The organism is Streptomyces sp. NPDC100445 (assembly GCF_044759735.1).
In the GTDB taxonomy this organism is placed as follows: domain Bacteria; phylum Actinomycetota; class Actinomycetes; order Streptomycetales; family Streptomycetaceae; genus Streptomyces.
Window position 1 is genome coordinate 1 of the sequence record NZ_JBIVZV010000020.1, and the last position, 21050, is coordinate 21050.

Annotated in this window: 18 protein-coding genes; 10 read left to right on the top strand and 8 right to left on the bottom strand. The window is 72.4% G+C overall.

The genetic code is table 11. From position 1 onward, the window contains the following. Positions 1 to 126 precede the first annotated feature (126 nt). From opcA to tkt, 4 genes are read right to left on the bottom strand one after another with little or no spacing between them, the layout of a single operon-like run. On the bottom strand, positions 127 to 1053 hold the full coding sequence (opcA, locus tag ACIQVT_RS34270) for a glucose-6-phosphate dehydrogenase assembly protein OpcA (RefSeq protein ID WP_403763528.1): 927 nt from the start codon (positions 1051 to 1053) through the stop codon (positions 127 to 129). After that, positions 1050 to 2636 (bottom strand): glucose-6-phosphate dehydrogenase, encoded by a 1587-nt coding sequence (gene zwf, locus ACIQVT_RS34275; protein WP_403763531.1) that lies wholly within the window; start codon positions 2634 to 2636, stop codon positions 1050 to 1052. The genes opcA and zwf overlap by 4 nt, the downstream gene beginning before the upstream one ends. Beyond that, positions 2636 to 3778, bottom strand: coding sequence for a transaldolase (gene tal / locus ACIQVT_RS34280; protein WP_403763534.1), 1143 nt, complete (start codon positions 3776 to 3778; stop codon positions 2636 to 2638). Before tal ends, zwf begins: the two co-directional genes overlap by 1 nt. A gap of 18 nt (positions 3779 to 3796) precedes the next feature. Continuing rightward, positions 3797 to 5872, bottom strand: coding sequence for a transketolase (gene tkt, locus ACIQVT_RS34285; protein ID WP_403763537.1), 2076 nt, complete (start codon positions 5870 to 5872; stop codon positions 3797 to 3799). 143 nt (positions 5873 to 6015) lie between these two features. Between tkt and ACIQVT_RS34290 the strand changes: the two genes are divergently transcribed. Next, positions 6016 to 6945: a helix-turn-helix domain-containing protein gene (locus tag ACIQVT_RS34290; RefSeq protein ID WP_403763540.1), complete on the top strand. Its 930-nt coding sequence runs from the start codon at positions 6016 to 6018 to the stop codon at positions 6943 to 6945. Between the two features lie 91 nt (positions 6946 to 7036). Here the strand turns inward: ACIQVT_RS34290 and ACIQVT_RS34295 are convergent, their stop codons facing one another. Continuing rightward, positions 7037 to 8425: a glycoside hydrolase family 16 protein gene (locus ACIQVT_RS34295; protein WP_403763543.1), complete on the bottom strand. Its 1389-nt coding sequence runs from the start codon at positions 8423 to 8425 to the stop codon at positions 7037 to 7039. Positions 8426 to 8811: 386 nt separating this feature from the next. On the opposite strand from ACIQVT_RS34295, the gene ACIQVT_RS34300 reads away from it, so the two are divergent. Continuing rightward, positions 8812 to 9150, top strand: a complete 339-nt coding sequence (locus ACIQVT_RS34300) for a nuclear transport factor 2 family protein (RefSeq protein ID WP_403763546.1) — start codon at positions 8812 to 8814, stop codon at positions 9148 to 9150. Positions 9151 to 9356: 206 nt separating this feature from the next. Further along, positions 9357 to 10694, top strand: coding sequence for a 6-phospho-beta-glucosidase (locus tag ACIQVT_RS34305; RefSeq protein ID WP_403763549.1), 1338 nt, complete (start codon positions 9357 to 9359; stop codon positions 10692 to 10694). A gap of 604 nt (positions 10695 to 11298) precedes the next feature. Here the strand turns inward: ACIQVT_RS34305 and ACIQVT_RS34310 are convergent. Further along, on the bottom strand, positions 11299 to 12411 hold the full coding sequence (locus ACIQVT_RS34310) for an ATP-grasp domain-containing protein (RefSeq protein ID WP_403763552.1): 1113 nt from the start codon (positions 12409 to 12411) through the stop codon (positions 11299 to 11301). 276 nt (positions 12412 to 12687) lie between these two features. Here ACIQVT_RS34310 and ACIQVT_RS34315 point away from each other — a divergent pair, with 276 nt between their 5' ends. Both ACIQVT_RS34315 and ACIQVT_RS34320 read left to right on the top strand, forming a co-directional pair. After that, positions 12688 to 13593 carry a metallophosphoesterase family protein gene (locus ACIQVT_RS34315; RefSeq protein WP_403763555.1) on the top strand — a complete coding sequence of 302 codons (906 nt, stop codon included), beginning with the start codon at positions 12688 to 12690 and terminating at the stop codon, positions 13591 to 13593. Continuing rightward, positions 13541 to 14221 carry a 4'-phosphopantetheinyl transferase gene (locus ACIQVT_RS34320; RefSeq protein WP_403763558.1) on the top strand — a complete coding sequence of 227 codons (681 nt, stop codon included), beginning with the start codon at positions 13541 to 13543 and terminating at the stop codon, positions 14219 to 14221. The genes ACIQVT_RS34315 and ACIQVT_RS34320 overlap by 53 nt, the downstream gene beginning before the upstream one ends. 140 nt (positions 14222 to 14361) lie before the next feature. Here the strand turns inward: ACIQVT_RS34320 and ACIQVT_RS34325 are convergent, their stop codons facing one another. Both ACIQVT_RS34325 and ACIQVT_RS34330 read right to left on the bottom strand, forming a co-directional pair. Further along, positions 14362 to 14589, bottom strand: coding sequence for a hypothetical protein (locus ACIQVT_RS34325; protein ID WP_403763561.1), 228 nt, complete (start codon positions 14587 to 14589; stop codon positions 14362 to 14364). A gap of 314 nt (positions 14590 to 14903) precedes the next feature. Then, the gene (locus tag ACIQVT_RS34330) at positions 14904 to 15560 is read right to left on the bottom strand and encodes a helix-turn-helix domain-containing protein (protein ID WP_403763564.1); all 657 of its coding nucleotides are present in this window, start codon (positions 15558 to 15560) and stop codon (positions 14904 to 14906) included. A gap of 240 nt (positions 15561 to 15800) precedes the next feature. Here ACIQVT_RS34330 and ACIQVT_RS34335 point away from each other — a divergent pair, with 240 nt between their 5' ends. From ACIQVT_RS34335 to ACIQVT_RS34355, 5 genes are all read left to right on the top strand, one after another. Continuing rightward, positions 15801 to 16472, top strand: coding sequence for a hypothetical protein (locus tag ACIQVT_RS34335; protein WP_403763567.1), 672 nt, complete (start codon positions 15801 to 15803; stop codon positions 16470 to 16472). A gap of 230 nt (positions 16473 to 16702) precedes the next feature. Then, on the top strand, positions 16703 to 17701 hold the full coding sequence (locus ACIQVT_RS34340; RefSeq protein WP_403763570.1) for a LacI family DNA-binding transcriptional regulator: 999 nt from the start codon (positions 16703 to 16705) through the stop codon (positions 17699 to 17701). 120 nt (positions 17702 to 17821) lie between these two features. After that, the gene (locus ACIQVT_RS34345; RefSeq protein ID WP_403763573.1) at positions 17822 to 19168 is read left to right on the top strand and encodes an ABC transporter substrate-binding protein; all 1347 of its coding nucleotides are present in this window, start codon (positions 17822 to 17824) and stop codon (positions 19166 to 19168) included. A gap of 5 nt (positions 19169 to 19173) precedes the next feature. Further along, positions 19174 to 20127, top strand: a complete 954-nt coding sequence (locus tag ACIQVT_RS34350) for a carbohydrate ABC transporter permease (RefSeq protein ID WP_403763576.1) — start codon at positions 19174 to 19176, stop codon at positions 20125 to 20127. Continuing rightward, complete coding sequence (locus ACIQVT_RS34355; protein WP_403763579.1) at positions 20124 to 21005, top strand: carbohydrate ABC transporter permease; 882 nt, start codon at positions 20124 to 20126, stop codon at positions 21003 to 21005. Before ACIQVT_RS34350 ends, ACIQVT_RS34355 begins: the two co-directional genes overlap by 4 nt. The last annotated feature ends 45 nt before the right edge of the window (positions 21006 to 21050 follow it).

Consider the following 21050-nt stretch of genomic DNA (forward strand, 5'->3'; position numbering starts at 1 on the left):
GTGTACCGCTCCGCACGACCGGGATCGGCCTCGAACAACTCCCGCAGACGCAACCGCCCACGAGCATGATGATCGGCCAGCGCCGCCCACTCGGGGCGGTCGGTGAGGTTGGGGTAGTCGGCCATGTCAGGCGATCTCCTTGGCGGCCTCGCCCTGGAGGGCGATGGCGTACATCTCGTCGGCGTCGAGGCGGCGGAGCTCCTCGGCGATGAGTTCGGAGGTGGGGCGGACCTTCAGGGCGAGGCTGCGCGGCGGCTGGCCCGGGAGGGTCAGCGTGGCGAGGGGCCCGTCGGGACGGTCGATGACGATCTCGCCGTTGTCGGTGCCGAGCCGAACGGCCGTGACGACCGGGCCCGGACTGACCACGCGGTTAACGGACACCTTCAGGCGGGCCTCCAGCCAGCGGGCCAGCAGTTCGGCGCTGGGGTTGTCCTCCTCGGCCTCGACGGCGGCGGAGGTCACCTTCACCCGGGCCTGGTCCAGGGCCGCGGCGAGCATCGAGCGCCACGGCGTGAGCCGGGTCCAGGCGAGGTCGGTGTCGCCGGGCGCGTAGGTGCGCACCCGGGCCTGGAGGACCTCCAGCGGCCGCTCGACGGCGTACAGGTCGGTGATCCGGCGCTGGGCGAGCGCGCCCAGCGGGTCCTCGGCGGGGGCGGCGGGGGCGTCCACCGGCCACCACACGACGACCGGCGCGTCCGGCAGCAGCAGCGGCAGGACGACGGAGTCGGCGTGGTCGGAGACGTCGCCGTAGGTCCGCAGGACGACCGTCTCGCCGGTGCCGGCCTCGGAGCCGACCCGTACCTCGGCGTCCAGCCGGGAGTGGGTGCGGTCGCGCAGTGTGCGGGCGTGCCGCTTGATGACGACCAGGGTGCGCGAGGGGTGCTCGCGCGAGGCCTCCTCCGCGGCCCGGATGGAGTCGTAGGCGTTCTCCTCGTCCGTGACGATGACCATCGTCAGGACCATGCCCACGGCCGGTGTGCCGATGGCGCGGCGGCCCTGCACCAGCGCCTTGTTGATCTTACTTGCCGTGGTGTCGGTCAGGTCGATCTTCATGGCCTGCGCCAGCTCCGTCCGTCTCGTGCGAGCATCTCGTCGGCTTCCCTCGGTCCCCAGCTGCCCGACGCGTACTGCGCCGGCCTGCCGTGCGCCGCCCAGTACTCCTCGATCGGGTCGAGGATCTTCCAGGACTCCTCCACCTCCTGGTGGCGGGGGAAGAGGTTGGCGTCGCCGAGCAGCACGTCCAGGATGAGCCGCTCGTACGCCTCCGGGCTCGACTCCGTGAACGACTCGCCGTAGGCGAAGTCCATGGACACGTCCCGGATCTCCATCGAGGTGCCCGGCACCTTCGAACCGAAGCGCACGGTCATGCCCTCGTCCGGCTGGACGCGGATGACGATCGCGTTCGAGCCCAGTTCCTCGGTGGCGGTGGAGTCGAACGGGGAGTGCGGGGCGCGCTTGAAGACCACCGCGATCTCGGTGACCCGGCGGCCCAGCCGCTTGCCGGTGCGCAGGTAGAACGGGACGCCCGCCCAGCGCCGGTTGTCGATGCCCAGCTTGACCGCGGCGAAGGTGTCGGTCTTCGACTGGGGGTCGATGCCGTCCTCCTCCAGGTAGCCGACGACCTTCTGGCCGCCCTGCCAGCCGGTCGCGTACTGCCCGCGCACGGTGTGCCGGCCGAGGTCCTCCGGCAGGCGCACCGACTTCAGCACCTTCAGCTTCTCGGTGAGCAGCGCCTCCGCGTCGAAGGCGATCGGCTCCTCCATGGCGGTCAGCGCCATCAGCTGGAGCAGGTGGTTCTGGATGACGTCGCGGGCGGCGCCGATGCCGTCGTAGTAGCCGGCCCGGCCGCCGATGCCGATGTCCTCGGCCATGGTGATCTGCACGTGGTCGACGTACGAGCGGTTCCAGACCGGTTCGTACATCTGGTTGGCGAAGCGCAGCGCCAGGATGTTCTGGACCGTCTCCTTGCCGAGGTAGTGATCGATCCGGAACACCTGCTCCGGGTCGAACACGTCGTGGACGACCTTGTTCAACTCCTCGGCCGACTTCAGGTCGTGCCCGAAGGGCTTCTCGATGACCGCGCGCCGCCAGGCACCCTCCGGCGGACTGGCCAGGCCGTGCTTCTTCAGCTGCTGCACGACCTTGGGGAAGAACTTCGGCGGTACCGACAGGTAGAACGCGAAGTTGCCGCCCGTGCCACGGGAGGCGTCCAGCTCCTCGACGGCGTCCTTCAGCTGCTTGAACGCGGTGTCGTCGTCGAAGTCGCCGGGGATGAACCGCATCCCCTCGGCGAGCTGCTGCCACACCTCCTCGCGGAACGGGGTGCGGGAGTGCTCGCGCACGGCGTCGTGCACGACCTGCGCGAAGTCCTGGTTCTCCCAGTCACGGCGGGCGAACCCGACGAGGGAGAAGCCCGGCGGCAGCAGACCGCGGCTGGCCAGGTCGTACACGGCCGGCATGAGCTTCTTGCGGGACAGGTCACCGGTCACCCCGAAGATGACCAGGCCGGACGGCCCGGCGATCCGGGGGAGCCGGCGGTCACCGGCGTCCCGCAGCGGGTTCACCCAGTCGGCGGCCGGGCCGACCGGCACGCGAACCTCCTCGGGTGCCTGGGCGGCGGGTGCGTTCTCGGTCATCAGGCGTCAACTCCCTTGCTCTCCAGGGACGCGGCGACGGCATCCAGCAGGTCCTGCCAGGCCGCCTCGAACTTGGCGACGCCCTCGTCCTCCAGCTGCCGGACGACCTCGTCGTAGGAAACACCGAGCCGCTCCAGGGCGGCCAGGTCGGCGCGGGCCCGCTCGTAACCGCCGGTCACCGTGTCACCGGTGATCACGCCGTGGTCGGCGACGGCACGCAGCGTGGCCTCCGGCATGGTGTTGACGGTGCCCGGCGCGACCAGCTCGTCCACGTACAGGGTGTCCTTGTACGCGGGGTCCTTCACCCCGGTGGACGCCCACAGCGGGCGCTGCCGGTTCGCCCCGTCGGCGGCGAGCGCGCGCCAGCGTCCGGAGGCGAGGACCTCCTCGTACGCCTCGTAGGCCAGCCGGGCGTTGGCGAGGGCCGCGCGGCCCTTGAGCGCGAGGGCCTCGTCGGTGCCGAGGGCGGTCAGCCGCTTGTCGATCTCGCTGTCCACGCGGGAGACGAAGAAGGACGCCACCGAGTGGACCGTCGACAGGTCGACGCCGCGCTCGCGGGCCTTCTCCAGGCCCGCCAGGTAGGCGTCCATGACCTCCCGGTAGCGCTCCAGGGAGAAGATCAGGGTCACGTTGACGCTGATGCCGAGGCCGACGACCTCGGTGATCGCCGGGAGCCCCGCCCGGGTCGCCGGGATCTTGACCATGACGCCCGGCCGGTCGACCAGCCAGGCCAGCTGCCTGGCCTCGGCGACGGTCGCCGCGGTGTCGTGGGCGAGCCGCGGGTCGACCTCGATGGAGACCCGGCCGTCCAGCCCGCCGGAGGCGGTGTACACGGGTTCCAGGACGTCGGCGGCGTCGCGCACGTCGGCGGTCGTCATCATGCGCACCGCCTCCTCCACCGTCACCCCGCGCACGGCGAGGTCGGCGAGCTGCTCCTCGTACCCCTTGCCGGAGCCTATGGCCGCCTGGAAGATCGACGGGTTGGTGGTGACACCGACGGCGCTTCCGCTCGCCACCAGCTCGGCGAGGCTCCCCGAGGTGAGCCGCTCGCGGGACAGGTCGTCCAGCCAGACCGACACCCCCTCGTCGGCGAGGAGCTTGAGCGCCCCCGGGGTCGCGATTGCTTCGGTCACAGTGATCATCTTTCTTTCGCGTCGGTATCAGGCGCGCGCGGCGGCGAGCGACTCGCGGGCCGCAGCGGCGACGTTCTCGGGGGTGAAGCCGAACTCGGCGAACAGGGTCTCGGCGTCCGCGGAGGCACCGAAGTGCTCCAGGGAGACGATGCGGCCCGCGTCGCCCACGAACCGGTACCAGGTCAGACCGATGCCGGCCTCGACGGCGACCCGGGCCTTCACGGCCGGCGGCAGCACCCGCTCGCGGTAGGCGCGCGGCTGCTCCTCGAACCACTCCACGGACGGCATCGACACCACACGGGTACCGATCCCCTCGGCCTCCAGCCGCTCCCGCGCGGCCACGGCCAGCCGCACCTCGGAACCCGTCGCGATGACGATCACCTCCGGCACCTCCGTCGAGGACTCGCGCAGCACGTAGCCGCCCTTGGCCGCGTCCTCGTTCGGCGCGTACACCGGCACGCCCTGGCGGGTGAGCGCGAGCCCGTGGGGGGCGGGGTTCGTGGCGTGCCTCCTCAGGATCTCGGCCCAGGCGATCGCGGTCTCGTTGGCGTCCGCCGGGCGGACGACGTTCAGGCCCGGAACGGCACGCAGCGAGGCCAGGTGTTCGACCGGCTGGTGGGTCGGACCGTCCTCGCCCAGACCGACGGAGTCGTGCGTCCACACGTACGTCACCGGGAGCTGCATCAGCGCCGACATCCGGACGGCGTTGCGCATGTAGTCCGAGAAGACCAGGAAGGTGCCGCCGTAGACGCGGGTGTTGCCGTGCAGGGCGATGCCGTTCATCGCGGCGGCCATGGAGAACTCGCGGATCCCGAAGTGGACCGTACGGCCGTACGGGTCGGCGCCGGGCAGCGGATTGCCCTCGGGCAGGAAGGAGCTGTCCTTGTCGATGGTGGTGTTGTTGGAGCCGGCGAGGTCGGCCGAGCCGCCCCACAGCTCGGGCAGGACCGGGCCGAGCGCCTGGAGCACCTTGCCGGACGCGGCCCGGGTGGCGACCGGCCTGCCCTCCTCGAACACCGGCAGCGCGTCCTCCCAGCCCGCGGGCAGCTCGCCCTTGCTGACCCGGTCGAACAGCTCGGCCCGGTCGGGGGCGGCCGCGCGCCACTCGGCGAGCCGCTTGTCCCAGGCCGCGTGCGCCTCGGCACCCCGGTCCTGGGCGCGGCGGGTGTGGGCGAGGACCTCGTCGGCGACCTGGAAGGTCTTCTCCGGGTCGAAGCCGAGGAGGCGCTTGGTGGCGGCGATCTCCTCCTCGCCGAGGGCGGAGCCGTGCGAGGCCTCGGTGTTCCGCGCGTTCGGCGCGGGCCAGGCGATCACCGTGCGCATCGCGATGATCGACGGCCGCCCGGTCTCGGCCCGGGCGGCCTCCAGGGCCGTGTACAGGGCGGGGACGTCGATGTCGCCGTCGGCGGCGGGCTCGACGCGCTGGGTGTGCCAGCCGTAGGCCTCGTACCGCTTGAGCACGTCCTCGGAGAACGCGGTCGCGGTGTCGCCCTCGATGGAGATGTGGTTGTCGTCGTAGAGGAAGACGAGGTTGCCGAGGCGCTGGTGGCCGGCGAGGGACGACGCCTCGCCGGAGACGCCCTCCTCCAGGTCGCCGTCGGAGACGATCGCCCACACGGTGTGGTCGAAGGGGGAGGTGCCCTCGGGGGCGTCCGGGTCGAACAGGCCGCGCTCGTAGCGGGCGGCCATCGCCATGCCGACGGCGTTCGCGGCGCCCTGGCCGAGCGGTCCGGTGGTGGTCTCCACGCCCGCCGTGTGGCCGTACTCGGGGTGGCCCGGCGTCCGGGAACCGTGGGTGCGGAACGCCTTCAGGTCGTCCAGCTCCAGCTCGTACCCGGCGAGGAAGAGCTGCGTGTAGAGCGTCAGCGAGGTGTGGCCGGGGGAGAGGACGAAGCGGTCGCGGCCGGTCCACTCGGGGTCGGCCGGGTCGTGACGCATCACCTTCTGAAAGATCGTGTACGCGGCGGGCGCCAGGGCCATCGCCGTGCCCGGGTGCCCGTTGCCGACCTTCTGGACCGCGTCGGCCGCCAGAAGACGGGCGGTGTCCACGGCGCGCCGGTCGAGGTCCGTCCACTCGAAGCCGTCGGAAGTCTGGGTCGTCATCTTCAAGAAATCCTCGTTCAGTGCGGTTGGCTGGCCGGACGTGTTCAAACTTAAAAGTCTGACTTTTCCGGGGAAAGGTCGGGGTGTGTCAGCCTGTGGTGAATCTGGGACAGTGATCGCGACAGGGACGGCACGAAACGGGCATGACCGACAAGACCGACGGGACACAGCACGCCGCCGATGCCGGCAGCGGCGGCGGGACGAGCGACGACGACGGAATCAGAACCCTTCCCTTCCCGGCCGACCTGGCCGTCGGCGGCGTCGGCCTCCAGATCGGACCGATGGGCGAGGACCGCACCTGGCACACCGACGCCCCCCTGCACCGCGTTCACCGCATCGACTTCCACGTGGTCATGCTCTTCACCGACGGCCCCGTACGACACATGGTCGACTTCGCCGAGTACGAGGCGACGGCCGGCGACCTGCTGTGGATACGCCCCGGACAGGTCCACCGCTTCTCCCGGGAATGCGTGTACCGCGGAACCGTCCTGACCATGCAACCCGGCTTCCTGCCGCCCGCCACCGTCGAGGCCACCGGCCTGTACCGCTACGACCTGCCGCCCCTGCTGCACCCCGGCCCCGCCCAGCTCGGCGCGCTCCAGGCGGCCCTGGACCAGCTGCGCCGCGAGTACGAGGACACCGCGACGCTCCCGCTCGGCCTCCACGCGGCCGTGCTGCGGCACACCCTGACCGCGTTCCTGCTGCGTCTGGGCCACCTCGCCGCCGGCACGGCACAGGACGGCCCGCAGCAGGCCGACAGCGCCTTCACCCGCTTCCGGGACGCCGTCGAGGAGGGCTTCGGCGCCCAGCACAGTGTCAGCGCCTATGCCGACGCGCTCGGTTACTCCCGTCGCACCCTGGTCCGCGCCGTCCGCGCGGCCACCGGGGAGACCCCGAAGGGATTCATCGACAAACGCGTCGTACTGGAGGCCCGGCGCCTCCTCGCCCACACCGACCTGCCGATCGGACGCGTCGGCGCGGCGGTGGGCTTCCCCGACGCGGCCAACTTCTCCAAGTTCTTCCACCTGCACACCGGCCAGACCCCGGTCGCCTTCCGCGCGGAGCTGCGGTAGCGCAAGCACCGGACCGGCACCGGACCGGCACGCCGAAGGGGCCCGCGGAGGATCCGCGGGCCCCTTCGCTCGACCGGTCGCCCGGTGGCCGTCAGTGTCCGAAGTCGAACCAGTTCAGGTTCACGAAGTCGGCCGGCTGGCCACTGGTGAAGGTCAGGTAGACGTCGTGGGTGCCCGTCACCCCGCTGATGTTGGCCGGCACCGTCCGCCAGGACTGCCAGCCACCGGTGCTGCCCACGGCGAAGCTCCCGACGGGCGCGTTGCCGCGGTTGTCGAGCCGTACCTCGACCAGGCCGCTGACCCCGCCCGCGGCGCCGCTCGCGACCCGGGCGACGAACTGCCTCGCGGGCGAGGAACCGAAGTCGACGCCCTTGTACAACGCCCAGTCACCGTTGGCCAGGGAGCCGATGTCCTGCCCGCCGCCGGTGTCCGTGGTGGCCTCGGTGACGACCCCCGACTGGCTGTCGTAGGACTCGCCCTGCACGGGGGAGTAGGCGTCGCGGTTGCCGGGCGGCGGGGGAGTGGGGCCGCCTCCGCCGCCCGTGGACTGGAGGACCTGCACGTAGTCGACGACCATCGGGTGGCCCGGTTCGGTCCCGCCGTCCGGTCCGCCGCCGAAGGCGCCCGGGAAGCCGCCGCCCATCGCCACGTTCAGGATGAGGAAGTAGCCGTGGTCGGTGGCGTTCGCCCATGTCGTGGCGTCGACCTGGTTCGCCCTGACGGTGTGGAAGTTGACGCCGTCCAGGTAGAAGCGGATCTCCTCGGGGCTGGTCGAGCGGTCCCACTCCATGGCGTACGTGTGGAAGCCCGCCTGGCAGGTGGTGCCGGCGCAGGGGGTGGAGCCGCCGATGCCGGTGGTCTCGTTGCACGGGCCGCCCGAACCGGTCCCGCAGTGCATCGTGGCCCAGTCGTTGTTCAGGCCCTGGACGTTCTCCATGACGTCCAGCTCACCGATGCCGGGCCAGTTCCAGAAGTTGCCGCGGAACGGCGCGCCCAGCATCCAGAACGCCGGCCAGTAGCCCTTGGCGGCGGCGCCGGTGACGTTCGGCATCTGGATGCGGGCCTGCACGCGCAGCTTGCCGCCGGCCGGGGGCCGGAAGTCGGTGCGGTTGGTCTCGATCCGGCCGGACGTCCAGTGGCCCGAGGCGTCCCGGCGCGGGGTGATGAGCAGGTTGCCGTTGCCGTCCAGCGCGACGTTGCTCGTGCTGGACGTCATGGTCTCGACCTCGCCGGTGCCCCAGTTGGCCGCGCCGCCGGGATACGACGTACCGGTGTCGTACTGCCAGTCGGCGCCGTTGACGCCGGAGCCCGCCGCGCCGTTGAAGTCGTCCGCGAAGACCTGGGTCCAGCCGGAGGGCGGCGAGGGGGCGGAGGCGCCGGCGGGCAGGGTGCCGGCGGCCACCGCGGCCAGGGTGAGGCCGAGCGTGCCGAGCGCGGCCACGAGTGCCCTGCGGACGGACCGTCGCCGGCCGGTGGTCACCGGCCGCGGGCCTCCGAGGGGTCTGCCGTCGTGGGATCTGCCGCCGTGCGGTCTCCCGCCGTGCGGGGGCGGTGTTGCGGGGGTTTCGCTCATCGGTTGCCTCTCTGGGTACGGCGTGGACGCGCGGGTGTGCTTGAGAGCGCTCTCAGATGTGCGGCCAATGTGCTCCCCGCCCTGGCGGTCGTCAAGGGTTGAAACAGATAAACGCCTTCAACGGCAGGGGAGTTCACCGTGTGAAGGCTGCGGCGGGGCCGTCGGCCGGCCGGCGGGGACCCCGTGGCCGGTCCCGCAAGTTCCGCGCGGACACCCCGGCGGCACCGCCCGTCCCGGACCCGTGACCGGCCTATCGTGGCGGGGTACGGTCACCCTCCCACCGAGGACAGCGCATGAACGGGTCTCCGGCCGGCGTCGTAGAGGCGGCCTTCCGGCACTACCGGGCACAGGACCGCGCGGCGGCCCTGCCCCTCTACGCCGACGACTTCACCTTCACCAGCCCCCAGGACGACCACATCGACAAGGCGGCGTTCTTCGCCCGCTGCTTCCCCACCGCCGACCGGTTCGCCGAGCAACGGATCCTGCACCTCGTCGCCGTGGACGAGGAACTGGTCCTCGTACACTACGAGTACGAACCGGTCTCCGGCGGGCGGTACCGCAACGTCGAGGCCGTCACGGTGCGGGACGGCCGCATCCGGGAGGTGCAGGTCTTCTTCGGCGGCGCGGTGTGAGCAGGCGGTGCGGGTCCTCCTCGGCCGGGCGGCCCGGGTCGTCGGGCACATCGGGCACGGCGGGCACATCGGGCACGACGGACGGCGCCGGCACGTGCGGGACGGCGCCGGACGGCGAGTAGGGTCGGCGGGACGGCCGCTCCGGACGGCCGCGCCGCGCGCGGACCCGGTCAGGCGGTCTCGGGAAGCGGGCGAAGGGGACGGGTGTGAAGCTGACGATTCTGGGTGGCGGCGGGTTCCGGGTGCCCCTCGTGTACGGGGCACTGCTGACCGACCACGCCGAGGGGCGGGTCACCGAGGTCACCCTCCACGACCTGGACGACCGCCGGCTGCACGCGGTGACCCGGGTGCTGGCGGAACAGGCCGCCGGTGTCCCCGACGCGCCCCGCGTGTCCGCCACCACCGACCTGGACGACGCCCTGCGCGGCGCCGACTTCGTCTTCTCCGCCATCCGTGTCGGCGGCCTCGCCGGGCGGGCGGACGACGAACGCGTCGCGCTCGCGGAAGGCGTGCTCGGACAGGAGACGGTCGGTGCGGGCGGCATCGCCTACGGCCTGCGCACCGTCCCCGTCGCCGTGGACATCGCCCGGCGCGTGGCCCGCCTCGCCCCCGACGCCTGGGTCATCAACTTCACCAACCCGGCCGGACTGGTCACCGAGGCCATGTCCCGCCACCTCGGCGACCGCGTCATCGGCATCTGCGACTCGCCGGTGGCCCTCGGTCGCCGCATCGCCCGCATCCTCGGCGCCGATCCGGGGGAGGCCTTCATCGACTACGTCGGCCTCAACCACCTCGGCTGGGTGCGCGGCCTGCGCGTCGGCGGACGCGACCAACTCCCGCGGCTGCTCGCCGACCCCGAGCTGCTCGGCTCCTTCGAGGAGGGCCGGCTGTTCGGCGCCGACTGGCTGCGCTCGCTCGGCGCGGTCCCCAACGAGTACCTGCACTACTACTACTTCAACCGGGAGACCGTCCTCGCCTACCAGGAGGCCGAGCGCACCCGCGGGGCGTTCCTGCGCGACCAGCAGGCCCGGTTCTACGCGGAGGCGGGCGACCCCGGGACCTCCGCCCTGCTCGCCTGGGACCGCACCCGCGCCGAGCGCGAGGCCACCTACATGGCGGAGAACCGGGAGAGCGCCGGTGCCGGCGAGCGCGAGGCGGACGACCTGTCCGGCGGGTACGAGAAGGTCGCCCTCGCCCTGATGCGGGCCGTCGCCCGCGACGAGCGCACCACCCTGATCCTCAACGTCCGCAACCGCTCCACCCTGTCCGCGCTCGACGCCGACGCCGTCGTCGAGGTCCCGTGCCTGGTCGACGCCAACGGCGCCCACCCGCTGGCCGCGGCGCCGCTCCCCGGTCACGCCACCGGACTGGTCTGCTCGGTCAAGGCGGTCGAACGCGAGGTGCTGGCCGCCGCCGAGTCCGGTTCCCGCAGCCTGGCCGTGAAGGCGTTCGCCCTGCATCCGCTGGTCGACTCCGTCACGGTGGCGCGCCGACTGGTCGAGGGCTACACCGCCGTCCATCCGGGCCTGTCGTACCTCACCTGAGCCTGCGCATGGGGCTCGTGGCCGCATGGGGCGCGGGTGACGGGCCCGGGCGCGGGTGCTGGTGCTGTGGGGGTCCGCCCGAGTCCAGCGGCAGCGCCTGGTCCGCCCGCCCCGATGCCGGGCACCTGCCGGGGTGGGGTGGCGAGGGGGTTGGGGTGACGTCGGCCGGCGGCTCCCGCAGCTGAGCCCACGCGCCCCGGGCCGTGGCCCACGGAGCGTCGGTGACGCGCCCGGCGCACGTGCCGTGACGCGTCCGTCGGCCTACAGCGGCAGCGCCTGGGCCGCCCGTCCCGGTACCGGGCGGTGAGGGCTTCCGCGTTGCGTCCGCCGGCGGCTCCGTGCCCCACCTGGGCTTGCGCGCCGGGCTCGTGGCCGCATGGGGCGCCGGTGGCGGGCCGGGTGCGGGTGCTGTGGCGGTCCGCCCGACCCGGCCGCAGTGTTTCGGCCTCCCGCTCTGGTGCCGGGAGTCTCCCGGTGCAGGGTCGTGAGGGCGTTCGGGTCGCGTCGGCCGGCGGCTCCCGCAGCTGAGCCCACGCGCCCCGGGCCGTGGCCCACGGAGCGTCGGTGACGCGCCCGGCGCACGTGCCGTGACGCGTCCGTCGGCCTACAGCGGCAGCGCCTCCGCTGCCCGGCCGGGGGCCGGTACGGCGGGCAGTACCGTCTCGGTGGACGTCGTCCGCTGTCGGGGCAGCGAGACGGGTGCGAGCGGGCGCGGGCCGGACACGACCGTGTAGTCCTGGCCGAGGAACGGCGGATCGATCACCCCGGGGTCCTCGCCCAGCGCCAGCCGCACCGCGGCCCAGGGCGCGTTGATCCCGCACAGCGCCAGCTGGTGCAGCCCCCCGGCGGGACGCGTGTTGACGTCGAGCAGCACCGGCCGGTCGCCGAGCATGCGGAACTGGATGTTCGACAGATAGTGCAGCCCGAAGCCCTCGGCGATCAAACGGGCCGGTTCCAGCCACCGTTCGTCCAGGGTGAAGCCCCGGCGGCGGCCGTTCTTGGTGCGGCCCACCGCGAGCCGCAGCCGGTTGTCCGGCCCGGTCAGGCAGTCGACGGACACCTCCGGCTGCTCCAGACGCGGCATCACCAGCCAGTCCACGGGCTCCTCGGCCCGCCGCAGCGCCTCGACCACGAGGTCGAGCCGCACGTGCGGGCCGGGGAAACCGGCGAGGGCGGACAGCGAGAGAGGGGCCCGGGTGATCACCCGGAAGCCGACGCCGCCCGCACCGGAGGCCGGTTTGAAGCACACCTGGTGCCCACCCGACTCCAACTCTTTGACGACCACAAGGAGTTCGTCGGCCGTGCGGACCCGTCGCCACGGCGGCACCGGGACGCCCACCGAGCGGACCGCCTCGTATGCGGTCGCCTTGTCCTCGAACACCGCCACCGCCTCGGGCGTCGGCGCCAGCAACGCCGTACCCACCGCCGAGAACTCGGCCCGATGGGCCACGAGCGCCGCTTGGTGCAGCCGGGGCACGAACACGTCGATGCCGCGCCGGGCGCACTGGTCGAGGGCGTACTCGACGTACGCGGCCGGGGACAGGCCCTCGGGCTCCAGCTCGGCGGTGTCGGCGGCGGCCAGCACGGGGGAGTCCGGGTCGCCGTGCGTGGCGTGGATCTCCACCGCCCGGTCGCTGGGATTGCGCCGGAGCTGATCCATGAAGAACACGTTCTCCGCGTACGTGCGGTTGAGCCAGACGCGTACGCGAGAGGGCATACCGGCCGCCTTTCGGGGGTGTGCGGGCACGGCGGAGCGGCCCGGGCCCGGGCAGGAAGGAGGAAGGGTCACCGAACGGCCCCGCGAAGGGAGAAGGGAAGGGCGCCGGTGTCGGGGCGATCATACGGCTTTCACCTGCCCGCTCGTGCAACGCGCGTGTTACGGATCCGGGCCGTCCGCCGCCGCGCCGGGACACGCGGCCGGGGAGCCCCTTGTCCGTTGCCCCGCGCATGTGTTGTTGTGGTCCTGTCGGATGATCGGGAAGGGGCGTGCGGGGTGGAGTCGACGGCCGGGGCCGGACAGCTGCTGGCCATCAGCGACCTGCACATCAGTTACCCGGACAACCGCGCACTGGTCGACACCATGCGCCCCGGGAGCGACGAGGACTGGCTCATCGTGGCCGGTGACGTCGCGGAGACCGTCGCCGACATCCGCTGGGCACTCGGCACGCTCGCGAAACGCTTCCGCAAGGTCCTGTGGGCGCCCGGCAACCACGAGCTGTGGACCCACCCGAGCGACCCGGTCACCCTGCGCGGCGCCGCCCGCTACGACCACCTGGTCGAGATGTGCCGGGAGCTGGGCGTGGTGACCCCCGAGGACCCCTACCCGGTGTGGCGCGGCGCCGGCGGCCCGGTCGTCGTGGCCCCCCTGTTCCTGCTGTACGACTACTCGTTCCTGCCGGCCGGCTGCGCCACCAAGGCGGAGGGACTGGCCTACGCGGAGAGCACGGGCATCGTCTGCAACGACGAGTACCTGCTGCACCCCGACCCCTACCCGAGCCGTGAGGCCTGGTGCCGGGCGCGGGTGGCCGAGACCGAGCGCCGGCTGGCCGAACTGCCCGAGGACCTCCCGACCGTGCTGGCCGGCCACTACCCGCTGGACCGGCACCCCACTCAGGTGCTGTGGCACCCCGAGTTCGCCATGTGGTGCGGCACCCGGCTGACCGCGGACTGGCACCGCCGGTTCCGGGTCGCCACGATGGTCTACGGCCATCTGCACATCCCCCGCACCACCTGGCACGACGGAGTCCGCTTCATGGAGGTCTCCGTGGGCTACCCCCGCGAATGGCGCAAGCGACCGGATCCGCCGGGAAGGCTGCGCCGCGTCCTGCCGATGGAGGTCCAGGCGAGTGATCGAGGAGCTGCTCCCGGAGTCGGTCGTGGCCGTGGAGGCGCACGCTGACGACCCGCTGTGGCAATCCCCGCTCCATCCGGCCGAGGAAGCGCTCGTCGCGCGGGCCGTGGACAAGCGGCGCCGTGAGTTCGCCGCCGTCCGGGGCTGCGCCCGGCGCGCCATGGAGAAGCTCGGCGTGCCGCCGCAGCCCGTCCTCAGCGGCGAGCGGGGCGCGCCGCGCTGGCCGGACGGCCTGGTCGGCAGCATGACCCACTGCGACGGCTACTGCGCCGCCGCCCTGGTCCGCGCCACCGACCTCGCCTCCCTCGGCATCGACGCCGAGCCGCACGGCCCGCTCCCGGACGGGGTCGGCGCGTCCGTCTTCCTGCCCGTGGAGGTGGCGCGGCTCGACCGGCTCTCGGGCCGGCGGCCCGCCGTGCACTGGGACCGCGTCCTGTTCAGCGCCAAGGAGTCCGTCTACAAGGCGTGGTTCCCCCTCACCCGGAAGTGGCTGGACTTCTCCGAGGCCGACATCACGCTGCACCCGGACCCCGATGCCGAGGCGTGCGGCACTCTGAGCGCCACACTCCTCGTGCCCGGCCCCGTGGTCGGCGGCCGGCGGCTGGGGGTCTTCGAGGGACGCTGGGCCGTGCGCGACGGGGTGGTCACCACGTCCGTGGTCGTCCCCCACACCTGAGCACCGCCCTACGGCCCACCCCGACGCCGCACCCACGCCCGCACCCGTCTGCGTGGATCGGGCCGGCCCCAGTCGGCCCCGGTCGCCCCGGTCGCGTCCCGGGAGCCCGTTCGGGACTCGACCGGGAGCCGTCCGGGAGGTCAGGCGCGCGGCCCCGAGTCGCGCAGCAGCCGGAAGAACCTCTCCTCGTTGCCGGTGAGGCCCGCCCGGGCCAGTGCCCGTTCCGCCTCGGCGAGCACGGTGGGCGGGACGACGGCGGGCCGGTCCTCCCGCGACGGCCCGTCGAATGCGGCGCGCACCGTGTGGAGCAGCCGCAGATAGGCCTGCACGGCGGTGCGCTCGCGGTCGGTCAGTACGGCGGTGGGCATCGGTCGGCTCTCCCCGAGTAGGCGTCACGGTCACGCGCCCCGCGGCGCGTACGGAACCAGCTTGCCGCCCACCACTGACAACGCCGTTCGGCTCGGCCCGGGTTCGCCCGCTCAGCGGACGCGGAACCGCACCGCCGGCGGCGCGGGCGACCCGGGGCCGCCCGGACGAGACCGGGCGCACCGTCTCCCGGGGCCGGACCGCACGGTGTTGAACCGGTCGGTGGAAGAGGTCACTTGCCGGCCACGGGGTGCGGAGGGCCTGGCGTCCCGCGGGGCGCACGTGCCCCGTGCCGGCTGCCACGGACGTGTCCCGCTCAGGACTCGGGGCGCTTGACACTCTCCAGCAGCATGTCGAGCCACTCCGCGACCTTGTCCCGGTGCTGGTCGGTGGGCAACTGCGCGGCACGCCAGGCGATCCCGCGCACGCCGTGGTCCTGGAGCAGCCGCTCCAGCGGGTCCTCGGGGTCCTGGGCCGCGGCCCGCTCCCGGTCGGCCAGCTTCTGGAGCAGCTCCTGCTCGGTGCGCTGCAACGCGCCGGCCAGGGCCTCCGGATCCTCCGCGGTGAGGAATCCCGCGTGCACCCGGAAGAAACGCTGGAGGGCGTCGCAGTGCTCCATCGTGGGCCGCCGGTCACCGTTGATGAGCGCGCCGGCCTGCTGCCGGGACATGCCCGCGCCGTCGGCTATCTCCTGCTGGGTGTACCGGCGTCCGCCGGGCTTCAGCCGGGTGCGGCGCAGCAGGTTCAGGCGCTGGAGGAAGCGCGCCTGGACGTCCGGTTCACCCGCGGGCCGGCCGCTGAGCAGCGCCCTGACCACCGCCTCCGGCACGCCGCAGGCGACGGAGAGCCGCCCGACGTCGAAGACCTCGGTGTGCGGTACACCGAGCCGGTCGGCGAGCGCGGTGACGCGGGCGACGACGGCCGGCAGCTGGGCGGTCGCCGCGGCGCCCGGATCCTCGTAGCCATCCGTCACCGACAGAACTCCTACGTCTCTCGAGGGCTTCAGATGCGTCCGTGCTTCTCACGAGCGGTCGCCGTGAACTTCCCGGAGAGTAGCGGGTGCCTCGAACTCACATCCAGGTGTCGCCACAACTGTGGCGAATTTCAGCCGTCAACCGGCATGAAATGCCACGATAGTTGACACGAACCCTGCTGGGCAGCAGGATCGCAACGCCGCGTGAAAGGCCGCAGAGGCAAGAGGGGTGACCTCCCGATGGCACATCAGGCAGGAGGGCAGCGGCCGGCACCGCGGCCCGTCCCCGACACCTGCGAGACCCAGGCGTACCTCCAGGATTACGCAACACTGCTGGAACAGCTGTCCTGCCCGTCCCTGGTCGTCGACCGCCACTGGAACGTGGTCATGACCAACAACGCGTTCGAGACACTCTTTCGCGGTGTGCGCCCGCATCCGACGGCCATGCCCGGCGACAACTTCCTCCGCTTCGTCCTGTTCCACCCGGACGCGGGCGAGGTCCTCGGCGAGCACGAGCCGGGCTGGTGCCTGCCGATGCTCGCCCAGTTCCGCGCCGCCCTGGAGACGTACGGACACGACCACGAACTCCAGGCGGTCCGACGGGAGATCGCCCAGGACCCGATCATGGAGGCCGCCTACCGGCAGGGGCTGCCGCACTGGATCCGGGCCGTCGGCGAGGCCGGGAGCCGCCTGGACGGCGCCGTGCGCCTGCTGCTCCACCCCGACCCGCGCCGCGGGCACACCGAGTGCCGCATCGTGGAGGAGGCGCCGGAGCAACTGCGGGAGCTGGGCTACCGGCGCCTGTCGATGGTCCTGCGCGACCCCCGCCGGCCCCCGGCCCCGGTGCGCCGTCCGCGCCGTGCCCGGGGCGTGGGCACACATCTGACGGTCGTCGCGTCCCCCGACAGCTGACCCGGCACCGCCGGCGTTCAGGTCGCCGGCGGCGCCGGGCCGGCACAACAGGTACCCGGTCATCCGAACGGCAACCGGCCGGCGCACGCGAACCCGGTCACCCGATCGGCGCCCGGACCCCGCCGCCCGAACGACACCAGCCCCCCTCCTGTAACCGACCGCACGGCCCGCTCTCTCCTCCTGCATCCGCTACGCAAGTCGTTTGCATGACTTGCGCTACGCTTGCGCGCATGACGCGACGACTTGCGGAAGTGGCGAAGAAGGTCGGGGTCAGCGAGGCCACGGTCAGCCGGGTGCTCAACGGCAAGCCCGGGGTCTCCGACGCCACCCGGCAGGCGGTGCTGACGGCCCTCGACGTCCTCGGCTACGAGCGCCCCACCCAGCTGCGCGGTGAACGCGCCCGGCTCGTCGGCCTGGTCCTGCCCGAGCTCCAGAACCCCATCTTCCCGGCGTTCGCCGAGGTCATCGGCGGTGCGCTGGCCCAGCTGGGGCTCACCCCGGTGCTGTGCACGCAGACCAAGGGCGGCGTCTCGGAGGCGGACTACGTCGAACTGCTGCTCCAGCAGCAGGTCTCCGGCGTCGTCTTCGCCGGCGGTCTCTACGCCCAGGCCGACGCGCCGCACGACCACTACCGGCTGCTCGCGGAGCGCAACATCCCGGTCGTCCTGGTCAACGCGGCCATCGAGCACCTCGGCTTCCCGGCGGTCTCCTGCGACGACACCGTGGCCGTCGAGCAGGCCTGGCGCCACCTGGCCTCCCTCGGCCACGAGCGCATCGGCCTGCTGCTCGGCCCGCGTGACCACGTGCCTTCCGCCCGCAAACTGGCCGCCGCCCGGGCGGTCGCCGGCGACCTGCCCGAGGAGTTCGTGGCCCGGGCCATCTTCTCCCTGGAGGGCGGACACGCGGCCGCCTCCCGGCTGATCGACCGCGGCGTCACCGGCCTCATCTGCGCCAGCGACCCCCTGGCCCTCGGCGCCGTGCGCGCCGCCCGCCGCAAGGGCCTCGACGTCCCCGGCCGCGTCTCCGTCGTCGGCTACGACGACTCGGCGTTCATGAACTGCACCGAGCCCCCGCTCACCACCGTCCGCCAGCCCATCGAAGCCATGGGCCGCGCGGCCGTGGAGCTGTTGAACGCGGGGATCGCCGGCACCGCCGTACCCGCCGAGGAGCTGTTGTTCGAGCCGGAACTGGTGGTGCGCGGCTCCACCGGGCAGGCGCCCCGCGACTGATGCCGCGGCTGCCTGTCGAATAATTGCAAATTCTGCGCGACATCTTGCGGTCCGGTCGGGACGGTGCTTGAGTGTGCGGCGCCCACCGCTCCCGCCACGCGTGCCATGAGGGGTCCACCGATGACAAGCACCGGGTTCCGCCGTACCGTCGTCGCGATCGGCGTCTGCTCGTCCCTCGCCCTAGCCGCCGCCTGCGGGTCGGGCGACGACGGCTCGGCGAGCGGCAAGACCCGTATCACCGTCAACTGCGAGCCGCCCAGGAGCGCCCAGGTCGACCGCGCCTTCTTCGAGGAGGACGTCGCCGCGTTCGAGAAGCGGAACCCGGACATCGACGTCGTCGCGCACGACGCCTTCCCCTGCCAGGACCCGAAGACCTTCGACGCCAAGCTCGCCGGCGGCCAGATGGAGGACGTGTTCTACACGTACTTCACCGACGCCCGGCACGTCGTGGACGTCCGCCAGGCCGCCGACATCACGCCGTACCTCGGCGAACTGAAGAACTACCGCAGCCTCCAGAAACAACTGCGCGACATCTACACCTTCGACGGCAAGGTCTACGGCGTCCCGCGCACCGGCTACTCCATGGGACTGATCTACAACCGCGCCCTGTTCCGCAAGGCCGGCCTCGACCCCGACCGGCCCCCCGCCACCTGGGACGAGGTCCGCGCCGACGCGAAGAAGATCGCCGCCCTCGGCGACGGCACGGTCGGGTACGCCGACTACAGCGCGCAGAACCAGGGCGGCTGGCACTTCACCGCCGAGCTGTACTCGCGGGGCGGCGACGTGGTCGACGCGGACGGGAAGGCCACCGTCGACAGCCCCGAGGGCCGAGCCGTCCTGCGCTCCCTGCACGACATGCGGTGGACCGACGACTCCATGGGCAGCAGACAACTCCTCGTCATCAACGACGCGCAGCAACTGATGGGCGCCGGCCGGCTCGGCATGTACCTCGCCGCCCCCGACAACATCCCGATCCTGGTCAAGGAGAAGGGCGGCGACTACAAGGACCTCGCCCTCGCCCCCATGCCGGGCGGCCGGGGCACCCTCATCGGCGGCGACGGCTACATGTTCAGCAAGCACGACACGCCCGCCCAGATCCGCGCCGGCCTCAAGTGGCTCGACGCCATGTTCCTCACCCCCGGCAAGGGCTTCCTCGGCGACTACGCCCGCGCCAAAAAGCACGACGCACCCGTGGGCCTGCCCGAGCCCCGCCTGTTCACCGGCGCCGCCGACGCCGTCGACCAGCGGGCCAAGAAGGCCGATGCCAACGTCCCGGTGGAGAACTACCGGGCCTTCCTCGACGGCAACACCCGGCTGCGGATGCGGATCGAGCCGCCGCACGCCCAGCAGATCTACTCGGTCCTCGACGCCGCCGTCTCCGCCGTCCTGACCAAGAAGGACGCCGACATCGACCAGCTCCTCCACGAGGCGTCGGACAAGATCGACTCCATCCTGGCCCGGAGCTGACCGCCATGACGAAGACGGCCGAGCGGCGGCCCCCGGCACCGGCCGCCGTCCCCCCGGCCCCGGCACCGCCCCCGACCCGGGACCGCGCCCGGCGCCGCCTCGCCGACCAGGCCCGCGCCTACGCCTTCCTCCTCGGCGGCCTCCTCTGCTTCGCCCTGTTCTCCTGGTACCCGGCGATCCGCGCCGTCGTCATCGCCTTCCAGAAGTACACCCCGGGCTCACCGCCCGAGTGGGCCGGCACCGCCAACTTCACCCGCGTCCTGCACGACCCGGAGTTCACCGCCGCCTGGCGCAACACCCTCACCTTCACCGCGCTCGCCCTGCTCATCGGCTTCGCGATCCCCTTCGTGCTCGCCCTCGTCCTGAACGAACTGCGGCACGCCAAGGCCTTCTTCCGGGTCGTCGTCTACCTCCCGGTGATGATCCCGCCCGTGGTCAGCGCCCTGCTGTGGAAATGGTTCTACGACCCCGGCACCGGCCTCGCCAACGAGACCCTCCGCTTCCTGCACCTGCCCACCTCGAACTGGTCCAACGGCACCGACACCGCCCTCGTCTCCCTGGTCGTCGTCGCCACCTGGGCCAACCTGGGCGGCACCGTCCTCATCTACCTCGCCGCCCTCCAGTCCGTCCCCGGCGAGCTGTACGAGGCCGCCGAACTGGACGGCGCGAACCTCCTCCAGCGCGTCCGGCACGTCACCGTCCCGCAGACCCGGTTCGTCATCCTGATGCTGATGCTCCTCCAGATCATCGCCACGATGCAGGTGTTCACCGAGCCGTTCGTCATCACGGGCGGCGGCCCGGAGAACGCGACCGTCACCGTCCTCTACCTCATCTACAAGTACGCCTTCCTCTACAACGACTTCGGCGGCGCATGCGCCCTCAGCGTCCTGCTGCTGCTCGCGCTCGGCGCCTTCTCCGCGCTCTACCTCCGCCTCACCCGCACCGAGGGGGACGCGTGAGCACCGCCACCCGCACCCTGATCTCTCCGGCCACCCTCGCCCGCCCGCGCGGCAAGGCCGTCTACTGGACGGTGTTCACGGCCGTCGTCGTCCTCTTCGCGTTCGCCTTCCTCTTCCCGGTGTACTGGATGGTGACCGGCGCGATGAAGTCACCGGACGAGGCGGCGCGCACCCCGCCGGCACTCCTGCCGCCGCACTGGCGCCTCAGCGGCTACACCGACGCCTGGGACCTCATGGAACTCCCGCGGCACCTGGGCAACACCGTCGTCCAGGCCGCCGGCGCCTGGGCCTTCCAACTGGTGTTCTGCACGGCCGCCGCCTACTCCCTGTCCCGGCTGAGACCGGCCTTCGGCAAGGTGATCCTCGGCGGCATCCTCGCCACCCTCATGGTCCCCGCGCAGGCGCTGGTCGTCCCCAAGTACCTGACCGTCGCCGACCTGCCGCTCATCCACACCAGCCTGCTCAACGACCCCCTCGCCATCTGGCTGCCGGCCGTCGCCAACGCCTTCAACCTCTACCTGCTCAAAAGGTTCTTCGACCAGCTACCGCGCGACGTGCTGGAGGCCGCCGAGATCGACGGCGCCGGCCGGCTGCGCATCCTGTGGTCGGTCGTCCTGCCCATGTCCCGGCCCGTCCTCGGCGTGGTGTCCATCTTCGCGCTGGTCGCCGTCTGGCAGGACTTCCTCTGGCCGCTGATGGTCTTCTCCGACACCGGGAAACAGCCGATCAGCGTGGCACTCGTCCAGCTCTCCCAGAACATCCAGCTCACCGTGCTCATCGCCGCGATGGTGATCGCCAGCATCCCGATGGTGGCGCTGTTCCTCGTCTTCCAGCGGCACATCATCGCCGGGATCGGCGCGGGCAGCACCAAGGGCTGACACCGGCACCCCGACACCGCCTCCCCGGCCCCGTCTACCGAAAGG